Here is a 20,655-nt window from a genome sequence, read left to right as displayed (position 1 = left end):
TCAGCGCAGGCTGTCGCGGACCCGCGTCGCCAGCGCCACCGGGTCGCCCTTCGGGGTCACCGGGTAGGAGTCCCGGCGCAGGTTCCAGGCGTTCTCCCAGGCGAACCAGTCGATCGCGGCGGGCGCCCGCCCGGTGACCAGCGAGGTCTCCAGCGAGTCCAGGTAGGTGGACCAGCGGGGCGCGTAGAAGCCGGAGACGAGCCCCGACCACTCGCGGTTGGCGTAGTCGTGCAGCCCGGCCTCGCTGCCCGCCCGGTGCCCCCAGGTCGTGACGAGCGAGCGGGCGTCGAACTCCAGCGTCGCCCGCTCCGCGTCCGAGCCGCCCCACGAGCGGGCGCCCTCCAGCCACGGCCCGAGCAGGAACCGCCGGTCGGTGGCGAGGACCTCGTCGAGCAGCGCCATGGACCGCCGCCACTCCGCCGCACCTGCCCGGAACGCGGTCAGGTCCTTCGCCTCGTACGCGGCCTTGATCTTCGGCAGCAGCACCCGGCTGCGGTTGGTGAGCGCCTGCCGCGCCGTGTCCACCAGGTCGAAGCGGTACGCGTCGGTGGGCCGCAGGGCCGGGGCCACCTGGAGCAGCTCGGCCAGGGCCCGCTCCACGGTCGCCGCGTCGTACCGCATCGACTTCGGCCCCCAGGAGGCGGCGGTGCGCACGGTGAGGCTCGGGCGGGCGGTGAAGAGGCTGTCCTGGGACTCGCTCCAGCCGTTCGACGCGGTCCCGTACGGGCCCGTCCGCAGCCACTCCCACGCCTTGGCCGCGTGCGGGTCGGGGGCGCCGTAGCGGCGGGCCGCGTACGCGGTGAACCAGTCGGCGTGCTCGACCGGGGTGTCCCGCCAGGCCAGTTCGGTGAAGAGGGAGAAGGTCACCGGGTTGGCGGAGGTCGCCTCGGGGAGGAAGGCGATCCCCTGCAGCGCGCTGTCCCGCTTCTTCCGCCACGCGTCGAACCGCTCGGTCCACACCGAGGTGTTGGCGCCGATCGTGGTGTGCCCGCCGAAGTTGGGGATGGTGCCGAAGGCGTACGGCGTCCCGGCCCAGGCCGTCTCGCGGTCCAGGTTGTCGTACCGGTCGGAGAGTCCGTCCACCACGAGCAGCCGCGAGGTGTCGACGCCCGCGAGCAGTTCGGCCTTCGGGTTGCGCTGCCAGCCGAGCAGCACCCACGTCGCGCCCGGCCGCGCGTCCTCCAGGGACGTCATCACCCGGGCGGCGGCCTCGCCGACCGGCACGTCACCCGGGTTCCCGCCCTCGTGCAGCAGGTCCATCTTGTACATGCTGGTGGTGCCGAGGAGCCGCGCCTGGTGCCGGTAGAAGGCCGCGGCGACCTTCGGGAAGAGCGGACCGCGCGGGTCGAGCCAGTCCGGCCGGGTGAAGCCGATCCACCGGCCCTGCGGCACCACCCGGCCCTCCGGGTTGCGCTCCGTGAAGCCCGGCGGCACCGTGCCGAAGTACCCCGGCAGCACCGGCGTCATGCCCAGCTCCCGCAGCCGGTCCACGATCCGCTTGCCCAGCGCCGCCCGGCGGGCGATCAGCTGTTCGGACATCGGGCCGCCGAACGACGACATGTTCTGCATCAGCCACCACGGCTGGTGCGCCGGCCCCGGGATCCACGCGCGCAGCTCCGCGTCCGTGTAGCCGAACTCCTGGAAGGCGGCGTGGTAGGCGGCCTCGGCGCCCATCTGCACGAACACCTCGTTCACCCCGTGCAGGGCGAGCAGGTCGATCTGCCGTTCGTACGCGGCCCAGTCCCGGTACGCCCCCGAGTAGCCGTCGTCCGTGTCGTTGAGCGCGAACCGGTGCGGCACGGAGGCCGACTTGGAGATGGTGCCCGACGGGGCGGGCAGCCGGGCCGGCAGCGCCGCGAGGCTGTCCCCGGGCGCGCCGAGGTCCACGCCCACGGTGTACGAGAGGTACCAGTGCACCCCGCGCAGCAGGACCGCCGGCGTGGTGCCGGTGACGGTGATCCGCCCCGCCGAGCCCGACACCGCGAACCGGTCGCCCGCGCCGTCGGCCGGCACGAGCACCAGGTCGAACTGGCGCGCGTGGCGGGGCAGCAGGCGCGCCAGCGCGGCCCGCGCCGCGCCCACCGAGCGCGCCCCCGCCGGGGCCCCGGCCGCGCCCGCCACCGGCACCGCGGGCTCCGCCGCGGCCGGCACCGGGGAGGGCAGCGCCGTCAGCACGGCGGCGCACAGGGCGAGGGAACACGCCGAGCGCGCGGCCCAGGACCGCGCGCGGGAAATGGGAGGTCTCATGGTCGGCTCATCCCCTCGTCAGGACCTAGGGCGATCTTGAACTGACCGCCCGTCATATGGGAGACGCCGCCGGGACCCCGGTCAAGGACGACACGCTTCGCGCGGCCCTTCCCCGACCCCGTACATCTGTCCGTCGAACACGCCCCGACCTGCGCCTCGGAACGGTCGCCCCGCCGCCCCAAGACCACCCGAACTGCTTGGCAGAATGCCGTTACACGCGGCCCGTTCCGGCGTACGCTGGACCTTTCGTGGGGTGATCGCCCCGGCGCCCCGACCGTGCGCCGGGCGTGCGCCCCCTGTGTGGGGGTGGAACGTGGCACGACAGGACGGCAGGCAGGCCCGCCAGGGCTTCGGCCTCTTCGAACGCGAAGACGCGCTCGACGCGGCCGAGGAGGCGCTCGACCTGCTCACCGGCCTGGCCGACGAAGCCCCGTCCCCGCCCGTGAGCGTCCCCGCCCCGCGCGACGCACGCGTCATCCCCCTGCACGGCCGTACGGGCTCCGCCGAGCAGCGCCCCGAAACCCCCTCCGCCCAGGGCGGCGTCCTCGTCTACGCCGCGCCCGCCGGACTCGGCAAGACCACCCTCCTCGCCGAGATCCGCCGCCGGGCCGGCGCCCGCGGCTGCACCGTCCTCTCCGCCCGCGGCGGCGACCAGGAGCAGCGCGTCGCCTTCCACGTCGCCCGCCAGCTCCTCCAGCCCCAGCTCGCCCACGCCTCCGACGCCGAACTCCGCGAACGGCTCGGCTCCTGGTACGACATCGTCGGCCCCGCCCTCGGCCTGCGTGCCGCCACCGCCGGCTCGCCGCCCGACCCCCAGGGCCTGCGCGACGGCCTCGACTGGGTCCTCACCCACCTCGCCGTCCGCCGCGCCCCGCTCGTCGTCGTCCTCGACGACGCCCACTGGGCCGACCCCGAGTCCCTCGGCTGGCTCGCCTCCTTCGCCCCGCGCGCCGAGGACCTCCCCATGCTCCTCGTCGTCGCCTACCGGCCCGACGAACTCCCGGACGAGGGAGCCGAATTCACCGGACGCCGGTCCGGGCAGCGCCCGCACGGCCTGGCCCCGCTGACCGCCGAGGCCGTCGCCCGGCTCGTCCGGGACCGGATAGGGGCCCACGCCGACGACGCGTTCTGCCACGACTTCTGGACCGTCACCGCCGGCAACCCCTTCGAGACCGTCGAACTCGCCGCCAAGGTCCGTGACCGCGGCCTCGACCCCACCGCCGACGGCGCCCACGAGCTCCGCGACCTCGCCGCCGCCCTCAAGGGCAGCGGCCTCGTCCGGCGCCTCGAACGGCTCGGCACCGCCACCGTCCGGCTCGCCTGGGCCTGCGCCGTCCTCGGCACGGAGATCTCCCCGGCGCTCGCCGGCGCCCTCGCGGGCCTCGGCGACGAGGCCGTGGCCGACTGCGCCGAACGCCTCCGCGAGGCCCGCGTCCTCGCCGCCCCCAGCACCCCCGACGGCCCCCTCGAATTCGTCCACCCGCTGATCGCCAGCGCCGTCTACCGCGCCATCCCCGACGCGATCCGGGTCGCCTTCCACGGCCAGGCCGCCTGGTGCGTCATCGACGCCGGGCTCGGCCCCGCCGCCGCGGCCCGCCACCTCCTGGAGACCCACCCGGAGGGCGACCCCTGGGTCGTCACCCAGCTCCGCGCCGCCGCCCGCGAGAACCTCCGGGCCGGCGCGCCCGACGCGGCCCGCCGCCACCTCGCCCGCGCCCTGCGCGAGCCTCCCACCGCCGACGAGCGCGCCGCCGTCCTCTTCGAGCTCGGCTCCGCCTCGCTCCTCACCGAGCCCGCCACCACCGTCAACCACCTGCGCGCGGCCCTGGAGGAGCCCATCGCCGACCCGGTCCTGCGCCAGGGCATCGTCTACCGCCTGTCCCAGGTCCTCGCCCACAGCGACCGGCTCGTCGAGGCGTCCGAGCTGCTGGAGAGCGAGAACGGCCGGACCACCGACGCCCGCAGCCGGCTCCGCATCCAGGCCGAGCGGTTCATGTGGGACGCGCTCCGGTCCGACGAGCCGGAGTCGCCGGCCCGCTCCCGCCGCCTGGCCGCCCTCGCCGACCGGCTCCCCGGCCGCGACCTCACCGAGCGCTACATCATCGGCCTGCGCGCCTGGGACGCCACCCTGCGCGCCGAACCCGCCACCGTCGCCCTCCACCACGCCGAACGGGCCCTCGAAGGCGGCCTGAGCTGGGCCGACGAGAGCCGCGGCTTCGAGGTGCCGGTCCTCGTCGCCCTCATCCACCTCTACGCCGACCGGCCCGGCCGCGCCGAGGAGCTCTTCGCCGCCGGCACCGCCGAGTTCGAGAAGCAGGGCTGGCGCGGCGCCCACCTCTCCTTCGCGTACACCCTCCTCGGCTACATCCGCCTCCGCCGCGGCCGGCTCATGGAGGCCGAGGACTTCGTCCGGGCCGGCCTGCGCCTCGCCGAGCGCGTCGGCCCCCGCACGCCCGCCCTCTGGTACGCGACCGGCGTCATGATCGAGGTCCTGCTCGCCCGCGGCCGTACCGACGAGGCCGAGCAGGTCGCCCGCGAGCACGACTTCGGCGAGCCGTTCCCCGCCACCGTCACCATCCCCGACTGCGAGACCGTCCACGCCGAACTGCTCCTCGCCACCGGCCGCGCCGAGGAGGCGTGCGCCGCCCTCGCCGACATCGGCCGCCGGCTGGAGCCGCGCGGCAAGCGGAACCCGTCGTGCAGCCCCTGGCAGCTCTACCTCGCGCTCGCCGAGGCCGCCACCGGCTCCCCGGTCAGGGCGCTCGCCACCGCCCAGGACGCCGTCGCCCGCGCCCGTCAGTACGGCGCGCCCTCCGCGATCGGCCAGGCGCTCCGCGTGACCGCCGAGGTCTCCGAGGGCGCCGAGCGGATCAAGCTCCTGGAGGAGTCCGTCGACTGGCTGGACCAGTCCCCGGCCGCGTACGAGCTGGCCCGCTCGCTCGTCGCCCTCGGCGCCGCGCTCCGCCGCACCGAACGACACGCCGAAGCCGCCGAGCACCTCTACCGGGGTCTGGAGACCGCCCAGGACTGCGGAGCCGACGGTCTGGTCGAGGAGGCCCGCGCCGAGCTGGCCGCCGCCGGACTCCGCCCGCGCGCCCTGCACACCGCCGACGGCAACTCGCTCACCGCCCGTGAGCGGGCCGCCGCCCGGGCCAGCGTCCGCGGCGTCGACCCGGCCGCCGCCCTCGGCGTCGACCCCACGACCGCCGCCCGGCTGCTCTCCTCCGTCTACCGCAAGCTGGGCACCGACCGCTCCGGTCTCGCCCACGCCCTGGGCGAGAGCGGCGAGCAGGAGTCGCCGGCGACGGGGGAGACGGCGGCCGGGACACCGGATCCGGTGGACTGACACCGCCGGACCCGCCCGGACGGCACCGGAAGGGCGGAGCCCGGCGCCGCGCCGCGCGCCCGGGCACGTACCATGGCCGTATGTCCTTCCTCCGCCGCCGCAGCGCCACTCCCGCTGGCCCGGACTTCGACGTCCTGGCCATGGACCCGGGGGACTGGCCCGGCAATCTCGGCGCCGGTCTGCTGCCCGCTCCCGACGGTTCCTGCCAGGGCGTCTTCCTGCGCTACGACCTCTTCGGCGGCCGCGGCCCCGCGATGATCATCGGCAACCTCCCGGAGGGCTCCCCGGCCCGGGAGCTCGCCGACGGCCAGATCCCCTTCGAGGTGGCCCAGCTCCTCGCCGCCCTCGAGAACGACGAGCCGGTCGAGGTGCTCGACACCGAGGACGTCCCCGTGATGCAGGGCGACAACCTCCTCATCGTGCGCCGCCTCAAGCTCTCCGAGAGCCGCATCTCCTGCGTCCAGTTCGACCGCAGCGACAACGTCCTGGTGACGATCGCCAGTTGGGACCGGCCGATCACCGACGACCTGTACGCGCTCCTCAAGCCGCTGCCCGCCGAGCTGTTCCAGCAGGGCTGAGCGGGGGCGGGGGCCGATGAGTGCACGCGTCGACGCCTGGATCTGGGCGGTCCGGCTGACCAAGACCCGCTCCCAGGCCGCCGCGGCCTGCCGGGCCGGACACGTCAGGGTCAACGGCGAGCGGGCCAAGCCCGCCCAGTCCGTGAAGCCGGGCGACGAGGTCCGGGTGTACGTGGCCGGCCGGGAGCGGATCGTCGAGGTCAAGGAGCTGCTGACCAAGCGGGTCGGCCCGCCGGTCGCCGCCGAGGCGTACGTGGACAACAGCCCGCCCCCGCCGCCGCGCGAGCACGTGGCGCTGGCCGCCGTCCGCGACCGCGGCGCGGGCCGCCCCACCAAGCGCGAGCGCCGAGAGATCGACGAGCTGCGCGGCCGGCGCCCCTAGCCGGACGGACGAGGGCCGCCCCGGACCTTCCGGGGCGGCCCTCGCGCGTGTCAGGACCGGACGCCGGCGAAGGCCGTCGCGACCCGCGCCGCCGTGGTGCCGAGCCCGCGCGGGGTGGTCCACTCGGGCACCCGGGCGGTCTCCCCGGCGCGGCGGAGCAGCGGGGTCCCGGCGCCCGCGTGGACGTCCCCGGCGCCGTACCGCCGCACGGTGCGGTGCCAGTGCAGCACACCCGCGAGCCAGTCCTCCAGCTCCCGCAGCCGCGCCTCGAAGGCCGCCCTGCCCTCCGCGTCCAGCCCGAAGTGGGCGTACATCAGCGGCACTTCACGCTGCTTCAGGTGCTCGTACTGGCGCAGCCGGCCGCACATCAGCTCGTACGTCATCCGGGCGGCGGTGTCCCGGTCGACGTCGAAGAACTTCTCCAGGACGAGTACCCCGTTGTGCAGCTCGCCCTCCACCTCGACCTCCTTCTGGTACGAGAAGAGGTCGTTGACGAGCGCCCCGTAGTCCGCCACCGCGTTCTCCAGCGCGCGGACCGTGCCCGAGCGGAACAGCTCCGGCGGCAGCACACCGGCCTGGCGCAACCGGCCCATCAGCATGGTCAGTTCGGAACCGAAGGTGCTGCGGCGCATCTCGACGTAGTCGACGGGGTCGGGCACCCGGTGCTGCGCCTGGTTGTGCAGCTCCCACATCCAGCTCTCCAGCATCGCGTCGAGCGCCGTCCACAGCTCGGCCCGCGCCCCGGGCCCCATCGGTCCGGCCGTGCGCGCCCACACGTCGGCGAGCGACCGCTCCAGCGGGTTCGCGGCGAACCCGGCGGCGGAGGCGGGGTCGTCGACCGGCAGGCACGCCTTCAGCCGCTCGGTCTGCGCCCGCGCGCCCGCCAGGTCGCGGGGCCGGCCGAAGACCATCGGGTAGTAGTCGTCGGCGTAGGTGCCCCAGGTCAGCCAGAGGGTGCTGAGCTCCAGCTCCTCCAGGGTGGCGTCGGGGTCGAGGCCGGCCGAGCACAGGGCGAGGTCGAAGCCCGCCATGAGGGGCCGGTCCCAGATGTCGTCGAGCAGCCCCATGGCCTCGGCCCAGTCCTCGGAGCGCCGCTTGGCCTCGCGGTGGTGCGGGCTGAGGGCGAGGGGGTAGGGCAGCGCGAAGTCGGGCAGCGGGAGGGGGCCGACGGGCTGGTGGGGCGTGTGGCCGAGGCTCCGCCGCCGCGCGTCGGCGGAGCGGCCGCCGAGCAGGGTGCGGATGTCGAGGACGCCGGTGCCGAGGGCGGGGGCGCCGGCGGTGGCGTCGACCATGCCCTCGTTCATGTACCGGCTGGAGCGCATGTGCCACTCGTGCCCGCCGGACTGCCAGTCCTGGAGTCCCTTGGTGTACGCGCCGATCGCCGCGATCTCCGAGGGGGTGAGGCGCTCCTGGACGGCCAGCGCGGGCACCTCGGTGAGGGCGGTGTTCTCGAACTGCTGGAGCCGTGAGGTCAGCAGGTCGTTGACGGCCTCGGCGGCCTCCTGGGTGGTGCAGCCGAGGAAGTGCTCCAGGACGAGCACGCCGTTGCTGTTCTCGCCTTCGTCCTCGACCTCGCGCTGGTACGAGAAGAGGTCGTTGCGCAGGTGGACGGCGTCCGAGAAGGCGTCGCGGAGCACCCGCAGCGGCCGGGAGCCGGCGACCCGGTCGGGGACCTCGGCCCCGGCGGCGTACTCCACGAGCCCGGCGGACCAGGGAGCGCCGCCGACCTTGCGGCGCATCTCGATGTATTCGAGGGGGTTGGCGATCCGGTTGTCGTTGATGTTGTCGAGCTCCCAGAGGGACTCGTAGAGGAGGGCCTCGGTGGCCTCGGCGAAGCGGCGCCGCCAGCCGTCGGACATCGCGGGGACGGTGCGCCGCCACAGGTCGGCGAGGCCGGCCTCCACCGGGTTGACCGGCTCGGGCATGCCGCGGAGCGGGTCGGCGGGCATGAAGGACGGCAGCCGGTCGAGGTAGTCCTTGCTGCCGGCCCGGTCCTGGGTCCGCTTGAAGACCTCCAGGAAGTGGTCGTCGAAGAAGAAGACCCACGTGTACCAGTCGGTGACGAGGTTCAGCGCCTCCTCGTCGCAGTCGGGGTGGGTGTAGGCGCAGAGCAGCGCGTAGTCGTGCGCGTCGAGGTCGGCCGTCTCCCAGACCCCGGAGCCCTCCAGCATCCCCATCGCGCGGGCCCAGTCCCGGGTGTGCGTCCGGGCCGCCTCCACATGGGGGTTGAGGCGCGCCGGATACGGGACATAGAAATCCGGCATGGCGAAGGGCTGAGGCATGTGCGGACGGGCCTTTCCGGTGGAGGGGTGCTGTTCCGGCCCAGCCTTACCCCTGTCCCGCACACGGAACCCCGCCTCAGGAATAGTCGTATGAGCAGAGGAAGGGGTGGTGCCGGAGGACGACTCCGGCACCACCCCGCACCTTTCGGCCAACCCGGCTCAGCCCTGTGAAACCCGCACGTCAGCGGCCTTGACGAAGGCGATGCGATGGCCGAACTGAATCTGGTAGTACTCCTCCTGGCCGCGCACCACCCGGTGCTTGCTGCTGTCGAACACGGGTGCGTAGTAGTACTCGCCGGGCGTCTTGTGCCCCACCACGTACCGCTGCCCGGCGAGCAGCCGGTACGGCAGCGGCGAGACCGCCTGCACCGGCACCCCGGCGGGATACGCCGACGCCTCCGGATAGGCCCGCCCGTACACCGGCACCTCCGCCAGCCCCTCCCGCGGAGTCAGCACCTGGCCGCGCGTGTTCACCGCCGTCGGCGCCGAGGCCGGATCGTGGAACCACGCCTTCTGCCCGAGGTACCAGATCGCCGTCCAGTCGCCCCGGCGCTCCGCCACCGCGTAGCTCTGCCCCGTCGACGCCCGCGCGCCGGTGTCGTTGACGCCCGTCGTGGAGTCCTGCCCGCCGGGCCGCAGCCCGATGTCCTTCACCAGCGGCGCGTCGGCGCTCGGCGCGGTGTGCAGGCGCACGGCACCGCTCCCGTGCGGCGCGCACGCCGCCCCGGCCGCCGCGCACCCCGTGTAGACCGGCCGGTTCTCCCCGTACGCCGGCCGGATCGTCACCACGCCCGACCGCGGCCCGGCGCTCGGCGTCAGCGGCCGGCCGAGCAGCCGGAAGTAGTGCGCCCAGTCCCAGTACGGACCCGGGTCGGTGTGCATGCCCCGGATCGACGACGTCACCGTCCCCGGCACGTTGTCGTGCCCGATGACGTGCTGCCGGTCCAGCGGGATGTCGTACCGCTGCGCCAGGTGGCGCACCAGCCGCGCCGAACTCCGGTACATCGCCTCCGTGTACCAGGAGTCCGGGGCCGTCAGGAAGCCCTCGTGCTCCAGACCCACCGACTTCGCGTTCACGTACCAGTTCCCGGCGTGCCAGCCGACGTCCTTCAGCGGCAGGTGCTGGGCGACGTGCCCGTCCGACGAGCGCAGCGAGTACTGCCAGGAGACGTACGTCGGGTCCTGCACCAGCTTCAGGGTGACGTCCCAGGTCGCCTCGGTGTCGTGGACGACGATGTAGTCGATCGACTGGGAGACCGGCCGGTCCGCCTTGTCGTGGTTGCCGTAGTCGCCGTCGCCGAACTCCTCGTACGGCGCCGGGATCCACTCGCAGGCCACCGTCGTCGGGCACTCCACCGGGCCCCGCTCCGGCGCGCGCAGCCCGAGCGCCGCCACCTGGCCGGTCTCCGGCGCCACCGCCGGAGCGGCGGGCAGCGCCACCCGCTGCCCGCTGTCGGTGACCCGCTCCTCGCCGGTCCGGATCACGTCGAAGACGTCGTTCGCGTACGCAGCCGCCGTGGCCGCGTCGTCGGCGCCCGAGTAGCGGGCCACCGCCCCGTACCAGTCGGCCGGGTCCGCGCTCGGCGCCAGACCCGCCTCCCGCTGGGCCGCCGCGAGCAGCGCCGCGCCGCCCTCGATGTTCGCCGCCGTCGAGGTCCGCAGCTCCTCCGCCGGGATCCCGGAGAGCGCCGACGCCCGCTCCAGGGTCCGCAGCCGGGCCGGCAGCTCCTCCGGCGCGGGCGGTGCGGCCTCCGCCCCCGTCCGGGCGGGCCGGGCGGCGTCGCCGCGCGCGTCCTCGCCGTCCTCCGAGTGGTGCGGCAGGGAACGGGCCAGCGCCGTCGCCGCGTCGGTGAGGTGCATCGGACCGTAGCCGCCGGTCACGCTGGGCGCGCCGGCGTGCCCGTCCCAGCGCGACTGGAGGTAGGAGACGGCGAGCAGCACGCTCTGCGGCACACCGTGGCGCTCGGCCGCCGCCGCGAACTGGCGCTGGAGCGAGTCCGCCACCGGCGCGTCGGCACCGGCCGGCGGCGCACCCGACAGCAGCGGCAGGAGCAGGGCCGCGGACGCGGCGACGGAGAGCACACGTCCTCGGGACGCGGAACGGAGCAAGGCAGCCTCCAGGGGCGGGGGGTGACACGGGGGCGTGCGGGACCGAACCCGTACAGGGGTAGCGGCTCCCGGACCATCCGTCAATCACCCCTCACGCGCGGCGAGTTCCCACGTCAGCGCCGTGCCGGCGGCCGAACGGGCGCACTTTCGCGGTGACGGCCCGCCCACCGGCCGCGCGTCGGTGGTCTCGACCAATGAGGGCCCCGGCGCGGCGCCCGGAGACGGCGAAGCGCCGCACTCCCGGTGTGTCGGCACCGGGTGCGCGGCGCACACCCCCGTCTCGCGGCCGGGACGTCAGCGCGTCCCGACCGCCGCGCGCACGGCCCGCCGTGCCATGGCGCAGTCGTCGTGCAGCCGCCTCAGCAGCAGCCGCTGTTCCTCCCCCGGAGCCAGCGCCCCCGAGGGCACCGGCACCGTGCCCGCCGGCGGAGCCTCCTTGATGGTCCGCTGCACCGCCGTCTCGTACGTACGGATCTCCCGCGTCAGCACGATCATCAGGTTCACCAGGAAGGCGTCCCTGGCGGCCGGGCCCTGCTGCTGGGCCATCTGGCTGATCTGGCGGCGCGCCAGCGGGGCGTCACCGAGCACCGCCCACAGGGTCGCCAGGTCGTAGCCGGGCAGGTACCAGCCGGCGTGCTCCCAGTCGACCAGGACCGGACCGGCGGGGGAGAGGAGGATGTTGGAGAGCAGGGCGTCACCGTGACAGAACTGCCCCATGCCCTGCCGGCCGCCCGCGTGGGCCAGGCCGTGCAACAGCTTCTGCAGGTCGTCGCGGTCCCGGTCGGTGAAGAGCCCGAGCTCGTGGTAGCGGGCGATCCTCGCCCCGTAGTCCAGCGGCGCGTCGAACGTCCCGGCCGGCGGGCGCCAGGCGTTGAGCCGGGCGATCGCCCCGAGCGCCGCCCGCACGTCGGACCGCGGCGGGGCCTCCACGGGGTGGCGCGAGAGCGCCGCGGCCCGTCCGGGCATCCGCTCGATCACCAGCGTGCAGTTCTCCGGGTCCGCGGCGATCAGCCGCGGCGCGCGCACCGGCGGACGGTGGCGCACGAAGGAGCGGTAGGAAGCTATCTCGTGCCGGAACCGCTCGGCCCACGCGGGCGAGTGGTCCAGTAAACACTTCGCCACCGCCGTCGTGCGTCCGGTCGTCCCGACGATCAGGACGGACCGGCCGCTGCGCCGCAGCACCTGCACCGGGTTGAACTCCGGGCAGATCCGCTGCACCGAGGCGATGGCGACCTTCAACTGCGCACCCTGCGGGCCGGAGAGGTCGATCCTGCCGCTCATCTGGGCACCGGGTCCGGTGCCGGTCCCGGCCGCCCAGGAGCGGGGCCGGACGCCCCGCGGCGCGGGGGCGAGGTACGGTCCGGCGCCGGCCGGCACCAGGCGGGTCTGCGGCCGGGGCGGGGCGGACACGGAGGACGATGCTGTGTACATGGAGGTGACAGATCCCTTCGTGTGCCGACGAATCGCGTGCGTCGCCCCCGCCCGCCCCCGGTCCGCACCCTGGGGAAAATGAGGGCCGGTCGACGGGGCGGGGTGGCGCATACCTACCTGACACCCGCGCGTGGGTAGCGGAACACTGAGCGCACCCTGGCGAACCCTGGCGAATAGTCGCCAGCCCTATGACAGGGGGCTACTGTCAACTCAGCCGAGAACCTGGGGGCTTAGACGTGACAGGACAGACCAACACCCGCCTGGCGGACCTCTTCGGCCTCGCCGGCTGGTCCAAGGGCGAACTCGCGAGACTGGTCAACCGGCAGGCGGCGGCCATGGGCCACCCCCAGCTGTCGACCGACACCTCGCGGGTGCGGCGCTGGATCGACAAGGGGGAGACCCCGCGCGATCCCGTTCCCCGGGTGCTGGCCGCCCTGTTCACCGAGCGACTCGGTCGTGTCGTGACCATCGAGGACCTCGGGTTCGTACGACGCGGGCGTGCCGGAACACGGCAGGCCGTCAGGAACAACGACGAGAACCCTGACGGCATGCCCTGGGCTCCCGACCGTACGGCTGCGGTCCTCACCGAATTCACGGGAATGGACCTCATGCTCAACCGACGCGGCCTGATGGGCGCGGGTATCGCGCTCACCGCCGGCTCCGCACTCAACAGCTCCCTGCACGACTGGCTCAGGACCGAGCCCTCCCGCCCCGCCGCGGCCTCCCGGGCCACCGATCCCCTCCACGCCGACCCCGCCGGGTACGACCGCTACGAGGCCGCCCCCATCGGGTCGGAGGAGATCGAGGCGCTGGAGCGTTCCGTGGAGGTCTTCCGCGCCTGGGACGCGTCCCGGGGCGGCGGCCTCCAGCGCAAGGCCGTGGTCGGCCAGCTGAACGAGGTCGGCGGCATGCTGGCCTACCGCCACGCCGAGCACCTCCAGCGCCGCCTGTGGGGCGTCGCCGCCAACCTCGCCGTCCTGGCGGGCTGGATGTCCCACGACGTGGGCCTGGAGCCCACGGCCCAGCGGTACTTCGTCATCGCCGCCCACGCGGCCCGCGAGAGCGGCGACCGGCCCCGGGCCGGCGAGGCGCTCTCCCGCGCCGCCCGCCAGATGGTCCACCTGGGCCGCCCCGACGACGCCCTCGACCTGATGAAGCTCGCCAAGTCCGGTGCGGGGGAGCGGCTGTTGCCGCGCACCCGGGCGATGTTCCACACCATCGAGGCGTGGGCGCAGGCGTCGATGGGGCACGGCCAGGCGATGCGCCGCACCCTGGGCGAGGCCGAGGACCTCTTCGTCTCCGACCGGCACGAGAAGACGCCGAGCTGGATGCAGAGCTTCGACGAGGCCGACATGCACGGCATGCAGGCGCTCGCCTACCGGACCCTCGCCGAGCACGACCCCACGGCGGCGGTCACCGCGCAGCACCACGCCCGGCTTGCCCTGGACCTGCGGAGCGACGGGCACGACCGCTCGAAGCTCTTCGACCACATCTCGATGGCCTCGGCCTGCTTCATCGCCGACGACCCCGAGCAGGCGGACCGCTACGCCCGGCTCGCCCTGATCTCCATGGGCGAGACCTCCTCGCACCGGACCTGGCACCGGCTGCGCGAGATGTACCGGCTCACCGGCCAGTACGCCGGCTACTCGAAGATCGAGGACCTGCGGGCCGAGCTGGAGGTCGAACTGCCGCGGTCGCCGGAGGCGCCGCGGTCGGGGCTGGTCTGAGCGCCGGTACGACCCCGGGAAGCGCGACGCGGACGGACGGACAGGGCCCACCGGCCCGTGCTCCGGCCTGCCTCGGGTACGTCCCCGCCTACGACTCCTCGTGCGGGTTCTCGTCCCGGTGCGCGCCGGGGGTCAGGGAGCCGCCGTGGGCACCGGCTCAGGAGCCGACGCGGACGACCATCACGCAGGCGTCGTCCTCGCGTGCCTCGTCGCCGAACTCCTCCAGGACCGACCGCAGGCACTCCTGCGCGTCCCGCGCCTCCGCCAGCCGGGGGGCGAGGGCGAGCAGCCGGTCGACGCCGGTGTCGTCGAGGACGTGCACGCCGCGGGTCAGACCGTCGGTGTGGAGCACGAGCACGTCGCCCGGGTGCAGCGGGGTCTCGGTCTCCTCGTACGCGGCCCCCGGCGTCGCGCCGAGGAGGACGCCCTCGGGGCGGCGCAGCGGACGTCCCGTCCCGCCGCGGAACAGCAGCGGGGCGGGATGGCCGGCCTGCGCCCAGGTGAGCGTCCGCGCCGCCGGGTCGTAGCGGCAGCACAGGGCGCTGCCCAGCGCGGGCTGGCCGGTGCTCTCCAGGAGCTGGTTGAGGTGGCCCATCAGGGCGCCTGGCCGGATCCCGGCCACGGCCATGCCGCGCAGCGCGCCGAGCAGCATCGCCATCGAGGAGGTCGCCGTCACGCCGTGGCCGGTGAGGTCGCCGACGGTCAGCAGCGCGTCGCCGGCGGGCAGCGCGAGGGCGTCGTACCAGTCGCCGCCGATCAGACCGGTGGAGGTGGCCGGAAAGTAGTGTCCCGCCACGTCGACCGGGGCGGGGCCGCCGTGCGCGAAGTCGAGCGAGCCGCGCCAGGGCGGGAGGACCGCCTCCTGGAGCTCGACGGCGACCCGGCGCTCGGTGCGCTCGATCTGCCGGCGCTGCTCCAGGCGGTCGCGGCTCTCGCGGACGGCCTGCTCGCTGCGGCGCAGTTCGCTGACGTCCCTCAAGACGGCCCACATGGAGGCCGTGCAGCCGTCGGCGTCGAGGACCGGCTCGCCGGTCATGTGCACGGTGCGGACCTTGGCGTCCGAGCGGACGATCCGGAACTCGCCGTCGATCGGCCTCCCGTCGATCAGACAGTCCGTCACCATCGCCTGGAGGAGCGGCTGGTCGTCGGGGAGGACCACCGTCGGCATCTCGTCGAGCGACATGGGGCCCCGCTCGCGCGGGCGCCCGAAGATCTGGAAGAGCTCGTCGGACCAGCTCACCTCGTCCGTCAGCAGGTTCCATTCGGCGCTGCCGACCCGGGCGAGGAGCGAGCCCGTGGCGGCGGGCGCCTCGCCGTAGGCGGCGCCGGCCTCGCTGGTGAAGGCGCCGTCGAAGAGCGGCGTGCCCTCCTCGGGCGCGGCGTCCTCCGGCGCGGTGTGCTGCGGGGCCGGGAGCGTCACGGCCGGGGCGCCGTCGCGGAGCTGGCCGAACTGCGCCCGCAGGTCGTCGAGCTGATGCATCGCCAGGTCGAAGAGCGCGCGCTGCCAGCGCTGCCGGGGATCGTCGTCATGGGCGGCCGTGTCCCGGCGGACGGCGTCGACCTCACCGCGCAGACGGCTCGTCTGCGAGATCAGCGCGTCCACGGCGCCCGGCTCCGGTGGCTGGGCGGAATGGTCCGCGAACAGAGGGGACGGCATGTCGTACTCCGATACAGGCGCGGCGCTGGCCCGGTTGGCAACGGGTCCAGGAGACGACTGTGGCACAGGGTCGGAGCGGCCGTAAGGGGTTTGGCAACACTCGATCCGGTGGTGCTTCTGGCATATGTCAAAGGCCCGGCCGTTATCGGCCACGACACAACGGGTTACGGTGCACGTGTGGTGAGCGACGAGGTGAACGGTACGGCGGGCGCGGTGCGTACGGACACGGGGGAGGCGGCGGCGGTGACTTCGGGCCCGGCCGGCACGGCGGTACTGCTCGCGGCGGCGCCGGCGGGACGCGGCCGCACCCTGGACGCGGCGTCCGTGCTGCCCGCGCTCGCGGCCGTGCCGCCCGGCGTCCTCACCGGCACGGCGACCGCGACGCTCGTCGAACTCGCCGACCCCGTCGACCCGCAGACCGTCCTCACCCGGCTGCGCGCCGCCGCGCAGAGCCCCGGCCCGCTCGTCCTCTACGTCGCGGGCCAGCTCCACCTGGACCGCCGCCAGCAACTGCCGCACCTCGCGCTGGCCCGCAGCACCTCGGCGGCCCTCCGCTACACGGCCCTGCCCTGGCACTGGCTCGCGGAGGCGGCGGCCGCGCGGCCGGCCGGGACGACGACGATCGTCGCCGACCTCGTCGCCGACCCGGCGGCCTGGACCCGCCTCGGCACCGGCCCGGACCTGCTGCGCCTGAACCCGTCCCCCACGCTGTACGCCCGCGTCACCCCGCCCCCGCGGCGGGGCGAACGGGCCACCCCCGACTACCTCCGGGCCTGGGCCGACCAGTGGCGCGCCGGCGCCCGCGCGCCTTTTGCCACCCTGCACGCGGAGGCGGCCGCCCGCACCCGGTCCACGGACTCGCTCTTCCTGCCGCCGCCCGGACACCCCGCGACTCCGCCGGTCCCGCCGCCCGGCCGGACGGCGGCGCCCGCACCTGCGGCTCCGGCGCCCGTGCCGGTCCCGGTGCCCGTGGCGGCGCCTGCGCCTGTGCCGGTCCCGGTGCCCGTGGAGGCGCCTGTGCCTGCGCCGGTCCCGGTGCCCGTGGCGGCGCCCGCGCCTGTGCCGGTCCCGGTGCCCGTGGAGGCGCCCGCTCCTGTGCCGACTCCGGTGTCCGGGTCGGCTCCCGTGTCCGCGCCGGCCCCGGAGCCCGTGGCCGCACCGGGGCCCGTCCCCGCGCCCGTACCGGAACCGGCCCGGATCCCCGCCCCGGCGGAGCCTCCGGCCCCGACCCGGGTTCCGTCCCTCCCCGCGGGGTACACGGCGGCTCCGCCCGTACCGGCTGCGCCGGTGGCCACGGCGGCACCCCCGGCCGAGGCCGCGCCTCAGCCGGAGCGCGAGCCCGAGGACGGGCCCGGGGCCGAGGCGGACGCCGAGCCCCGAGCCGGGGGTGACGCCGCGCCCGAAGCCGAGTCCGGGACCGTCCCGTCGATCGCCGACGAGGACGAACGGGCGCCCGGGACCATGAAGTTGGTGCCGTCCAGGCAGCGCGGGCGGGCCGGGGCGGCGTCGGGGCCGGGTGTCCCGCCGATGCCCGCGGCTCCTCCCGCCGTGCCCGACGCGCAGGCGGGCGAGCCCGCGGCCCCGCCGCGTCCGGCGGCCGTGGATCCGCGGCGGGCCGGGTACGGGCAGGGCGCGCCCGCGGAGCCCGTTCCGCACGATCCGCACCCCGCGATCCTGTCGGCGGCGATGGCCGGGCGGCACGCCGAGGCCGCGGAGATGGCGGCGGCCTGGGAGCGGGACGCGCTGCGGCGGTTCGGGCCCCGCTCCGCGGAGGCGGTGCACTGGATGGAGGTACGGGCGGACCTCGCCCGGCTGGCGGGCGAGCCGGCCCGCAGCTGCGAGCTGTGGCTCGCGGTCGCCGAGGCGCGGCTCGGGCTGCGCCAGCAGCCGGACGACCGGGACGTCGAGGGGGCGGTGGACCGGGCGCACCACCAGTGGGAGCAGATCACGGATCCGGCCCGCGCCCGCGCCCTCGGCCCCACCCTCGTGGCCCTCCGCCGCCGCGTCCCCGGCCGCCGCCCCGGCGCCCTGGAGGCCCTCCGCCGCCGCATGCACGCCCGCTGACGCGGCCGGGCGTCTCAGCGAAGACGCGGCTGCGCGGCTACGTCTACGCGTCTACGTCCACGCGACGCCCGTCGCGTCCGAACGCGGCGGCCTGACAGGATGATCGGATGCCGTCCTCTCCCTCGCTCCCGGACGCCTGGCTCCGGGGGGTCGCCGCCAACCCGGCCGCCCCGCCCGAGGTTCTGCTGCGCCTCCTCGACCCCGCCGGACGGCCGGCCTGGCCGACGCTCTGCGAGGGACGGGACCTCCCGGAGGACGTCGTCGACGCGGTCGTCACGCACCCGGACCCGGCCGTCCGGCGCGCGTTCGCCCGAAACCCCCATGTCGCGCCCGCCCAGCGGGGCAGGCTGGTGCGCGACCCTTCCGGCCTCGTGCGCGCGCACCTCGCCGGCGGTCCCTGTCCGCGCCTGCGCAAGGTGCGGCCCCTGCCGGACGACGTCCTCGAAGCCCTTCTGACGGCGGAGGAGGCGGGGGAGGACGGACGGGTCACCGCGGGCGAGATCGCCGGTGAGCTGCTGTCGTCGGGGCAGATTCCGCTGTCCTTCTGGCGCGGGCTGCCCGAGCACCCCCATCCCACCCTCCGGCGCATGGGGGTGAGCAACGCGTGGCACCGGCTCGGCCCGGCGGAGCGGGCGGCCCTGGCGGCCGATCCGGATCCCGCGGTGCGGGAGACGGCCGCCGCGCGGACGAGGGAGGCGGATCCCGTCGCGATGGAGGCGGACCTCCCGGAGCGGGACTCTCACGGCCGGACGCATCTGCTCCTCCACCTGCCCGTCACCGACGCCGTGGCCGAGGCGTGCCTCGCCGCCGGGCGCGACCTCTGGTCGCTGGCACAGAACCCCCACACGCCGTTCGCCGCCGTCGTCCGCCTCGCCCGCGACCCGGACCCCCGGGTACGGGAACGCGTGGCGGCCAGGGCCGACCTGGACGCCGCGCTCCTGGCCGAACTGGCCGGGGACCCGGACGCATCCGTCCGGGCGCGGGCCGTGCTGCATCCGCTGCCCCGCTCCTGGGCCGAGCGCGACGCCATCGACCGGCTGGGCGGCGAGGAGGACGACGGTCCGATCGGCGAGGTGCCCGACGAGCCCGCCCCGCGCTGGTTCGCGGAGTGCGCCGGGTCCGAGCACGTCACCCTCCGCCGGGTCGCCGCGAGCCACGCCGGCCTGCCCGCCGAGCTGGTGGGGCGGCTGGCCGTGGACCCCGACCCCGAGGTACGGCACCGGCTCGCCTGCCGCCACCCCCTGGCACCGCCCGAGCTCGTCCTCGACACCTTCGTCGCCCGCCCCGAGCAGCGCCGCCACCTGCTGAGCCTGCCCCGGCTGCCCCGCACCGGCCTCCAGCACCTCCTCGGCCACGACGATCCGGAGGTCCGCGCCCTCGCCGCCGCCGACCCCGGCCTGGAGCAGGCACCCGTAGGACTGCTCGGCGATCCCGACGAGCGGGTGCGCCGGGCGGCCGCCGCAGCCCCGACCCTGCGCGACGAGGGCACCCTCGCGGCGCTCCTCGACGAACCGGCGTCGGCGGAAGGCGCGGCGGCCAACCCGAACCTCCCCGCCCGCCGCCTCCACGAGCTGCTGGACGGGGCGGGTGTGCCCCGCCCCCGCCCCTCCCGTTCCTGAGGAAAGGACCCTCGTGACGTCTCTCGCCCGTGCCCAGCGGTCGCTCGCCGATCCGTCCGTACGCCACCCGCTGTGGCCGCCGCTGACCGCCGGCTGCCCGGTGACGTCGACCGAGGAGGTCGCGTACCCGCTGGAGGTGGAGTACGACTACGACGCCGTGCCGGCGGACCTCTTCGCCCGGCCCGCCGCGCACGGGCTCGAACGGTGGGCGCCGCTGCTGCCGCCGCTGGCCGCGCCGGGACTGGGGGAGGGGAACACGCCGCTGGTGGCGCTGGCCGACGGCGTGTGGGTGAAGGACGAGTCGCGCAACCCGACGTGGAGCCACAAGGACCGGCTGAACCGGGTGGCGGTGAGCGCCGCGGTGGCCTCCGGCGCGCGGGGGATCGTCGTGTCCTCGTCGGGCAACCACGGCGCGGCCGCCGCCGCGTACGCGGCCCGCGCGGGGCTGCCGTGCGCCGTGTTCACCTCGCCGCACGCGCCGCCCGCCGTGGCCTCCCACCTGAGGGCCTACGGCGCGACGGTGCTGACCGTCCCGTACGCCTCCGTACGGCCCCTGATGCGGCGGATGGTCGACGAGCTCGGCTTCCAGTCGGTCAGCGGCGTCACGGACTCGGCGCACACCGGGCACCCGTTCGGCCCGGAGGGGTACAAGACGATCGCGTACGAGATCGCGCTGGCGCTCGGTCGGGCGCCCGCCGCCGTCCATGTGCCCACGGGTTACGGCGAGTTGCTGTTCGGCGTGGCCAAGGGCTTCCAGGAGCTGGCCCGGCTGGGCGTGACGGACGCCGTGCCCCGGATGTACGGCGTCGAGCCGGCCGCGGCCGGCGCCCTCACCGAGGCGCTGCGGTCCGGCCGCCCGGCCGCCCGCGTGCCCGTCGGGCCGACCGCCGCGTACGCCATCGACTGCGAGGTGAACAGCTACCGCGGGGTCCTTGCGATCCAGCACACCCGCGGCGCCGCGCGCACGGTGACGGAGGCTCAGTTCGCCGCCGCTCAGCGGGAACTGGCCGACCAGGGCATCTGGTGCGAGGTGTCGGCCGCCGCCGGCCTCGCCGGGCTGCGCGCGCACGGGCCGGACCCGGCGGACGAGGACGGGCCCGTCGTCTGCGTGGTCACCTCCAGCGGGTACAAGGACGTGGCCACGGGCCGGGCGGCGGTCGCGCCGGTGGACGCCGACTGGGACGCCGTACAGGCCCTGCTGAAGGTCTGATCG

General features: G+C 75.6%; 12 protein-coding genes. 7 read left to right on the top strand and 5 right to left on the bottom strand.

Going from position 1 to position 20,655, the window contains the following annotated elements:
- Entirely contained in the window at window positions 1-2,247 is a 2,247-nt protein-coding gene (locus IF73_RS0105375) for an alpha-N-acetylglucosaminidase (protein WP_051716538.1), read from the bottom strand.
- A gap of 313 nt (window positions 2,248-2,560) precedes the next feature.
- On the opposite strand from IF73_RS0105375, the gene IF73_RS0105370 reads away from it, so the two are divergent.
- The 3 genes from IF73_RS0105370 (at window position 2,561) to IF73_RS0105360 (ending at window position 6,553) form a co-directional block, all read left to right on the top strand.
- Window positions 2,561-5,593, top strand: a complete 3,033-nt coding sequence (locus IF73_RS0105370) for an ATP-binding protein (protein WP_051716537.1) — start codon at window positions 2,561-2,563, stop codon at window positions 5,591-5,593.
- Between the two features lie 80 nt (window positions 5,594-5,673).
- Window positions 5,674-6,171 carry a hypothetical protein gene (locus IF73_RS0105365; protein ID WP_031003943.1) on the top strand — a complete coding sequence of 166 codons (498 nt, stop codon included), beginning with the start codon at window positions 5,674-5,676 and terminating at the stop codon, window positions 6,169-6,171.
- A 16-nt stretch (window positions 6,172-6,187) separates the two neighbouring features.
- Window positions 6,188-6,553, top strand: a complete 366-nt coding sequence (locus tag IF73_RS0105360) for an RNA-binding S4 domain-containing protein (protein WP_031003941.1) — start codon at window positions 6,188-6,190, stop codon at window positions 6,551-6,553.
- A gap of 50 nt (window positions 6,554-6,603) precedes the next feature.
- Here IF73_RS0105360 and IF73_RS0105355 read toward each other — a convergent pair whose 3' ends face one another.
- The 3 genes from IF73_RS0105355 to IF73_RS0105345 all read right to left on the bottom strand — a co-directional run bounded on the left by IF73_RS0105355 (window position 6,604) and on the right by IF73_RS0105345 (window position 12,375).
- Window positions 6,604-8,835 (bottom strand): terpene synthase family protein, encoded by a 2,232-nt coding sequence (locus IF73_RS0105355; protein ID WP_031003939.1) that lies wholly within the window; start codon window positions 8,833-8,835, stop codon window positions 6,604-6,606.
- A gap of 159 nt (window positions 8,836-8,994) precedes the next feature.
- Complete coding sequence (locus IF73_RS0105350) at window positions 8,995-10,917, bottom strand: N-acetylmuramoyl-L-alanine amidase (RefSeq protein WP_031003937.1); 1,923 nt, start codon at window positions 10,915-10,917, stop codon at window positions 8,995-8,997.
- Window positions 10,918-11,238: 321 nt separating this feature from the next.
- Window positions 11,239-12,375, bottom strand: coding sequence for an aminoglycoside phosphotransferase family protein (locus tag IF73_RS0105345; protein ID WP_031003935.1), 1,137 nt, complete (start codon window positions 12,373-12,375; stop codon window positions 11,239-11,241).
- Between the two features lie 236 nt (window positions 12,376-12,611).
- Between IF73_RS0105345 and IF73_RS0105340 the strand changes: the two genes are divergently transcribed.
- A complete protein-coding gene (locus IF73_RS0105340) occupies window positions 12,612-14,102 on the top strand; it encodes a hypothetical protein (protein WP_031003933.1) in 1,491 nt (496 codons plus the stop codon).
- A gap of 157 nt (window positions 14,103-14,259) precedes the next feature.
- Here IF73_RS0105340 and IF73_RS0105335 read toward each other — a convergent pair whose 3' ends face one another.
- Window positions 14,260-15,759: a PP2C family protein-serine/threonine phosphatase gene (locus tag IF73_RS0105335; RefSeq protein WP_031003931.1), complete on the bottom strand. Its 1,500-nt coding sequence runs from the start codon at window positions 15,757-15,759 to the stop codon at window positions 14,260-14,262.
- Window positions 15,760-15,936: 177 nt separating this feature from the next.
- Here IF73_RS0105335 and IF73_RS41845 point away from each other — a divergent pair, with 177 nt between their 5' ends.
- From IF73_RS41845 to IF73_RS0105320, 3 genes are all read left to right on the top strand, one after another.
- The gene (locus IF73_RS41845; protein ID WP_234338160.1) at window positions 15,937-17,823 is read left to right on the top strand and encodes a hypothetical protein; all 1,887 of its coding nucleotides are present in this window, start codon (window positions 15,937-15,939) and stop codon (window positions 17,821-17,823) included.
- Between the two features lie 107 nt (window positions 17,824-17,930).
- The gene (locus IF73_RS0105325; protein WP_051716535.1) at window positions 17,931-19,442 is read left to right on the top strand and encodes a hypothetical protein; all 1,512 of its coding nucleotides are present in this window, start codon (window positions 17,931-17,933) and stop codon (window positions 19,440-19,442) included.
- Between the two features lie 13 nt (window positions 19,443-19,455).
- A complete protein-coding gene (locus tag IF73_RS0105320) occupies window positions 19,456-20,652 on the top strand; it encodes a threonine synthase (protein WP_031003927.1) in 1,197 nt (398 codons plus the stop codon).
- The last annotated feature ends 3 nt before the right edge of the window (window positions 20,653-20,655 follow it).

Source organism: Streptomyces sp. NRRL F-5727 (assembly GCF_000719555.1).
Taxonomy (GTDB): Bacteria; Actinomycetota; Actinomycetes; order Streptomycetales; family Streptomycetaceae; genus Streptomyces.
This window is presented reverse-complemented; position numbering and strand designations above follow the sequence as displayed.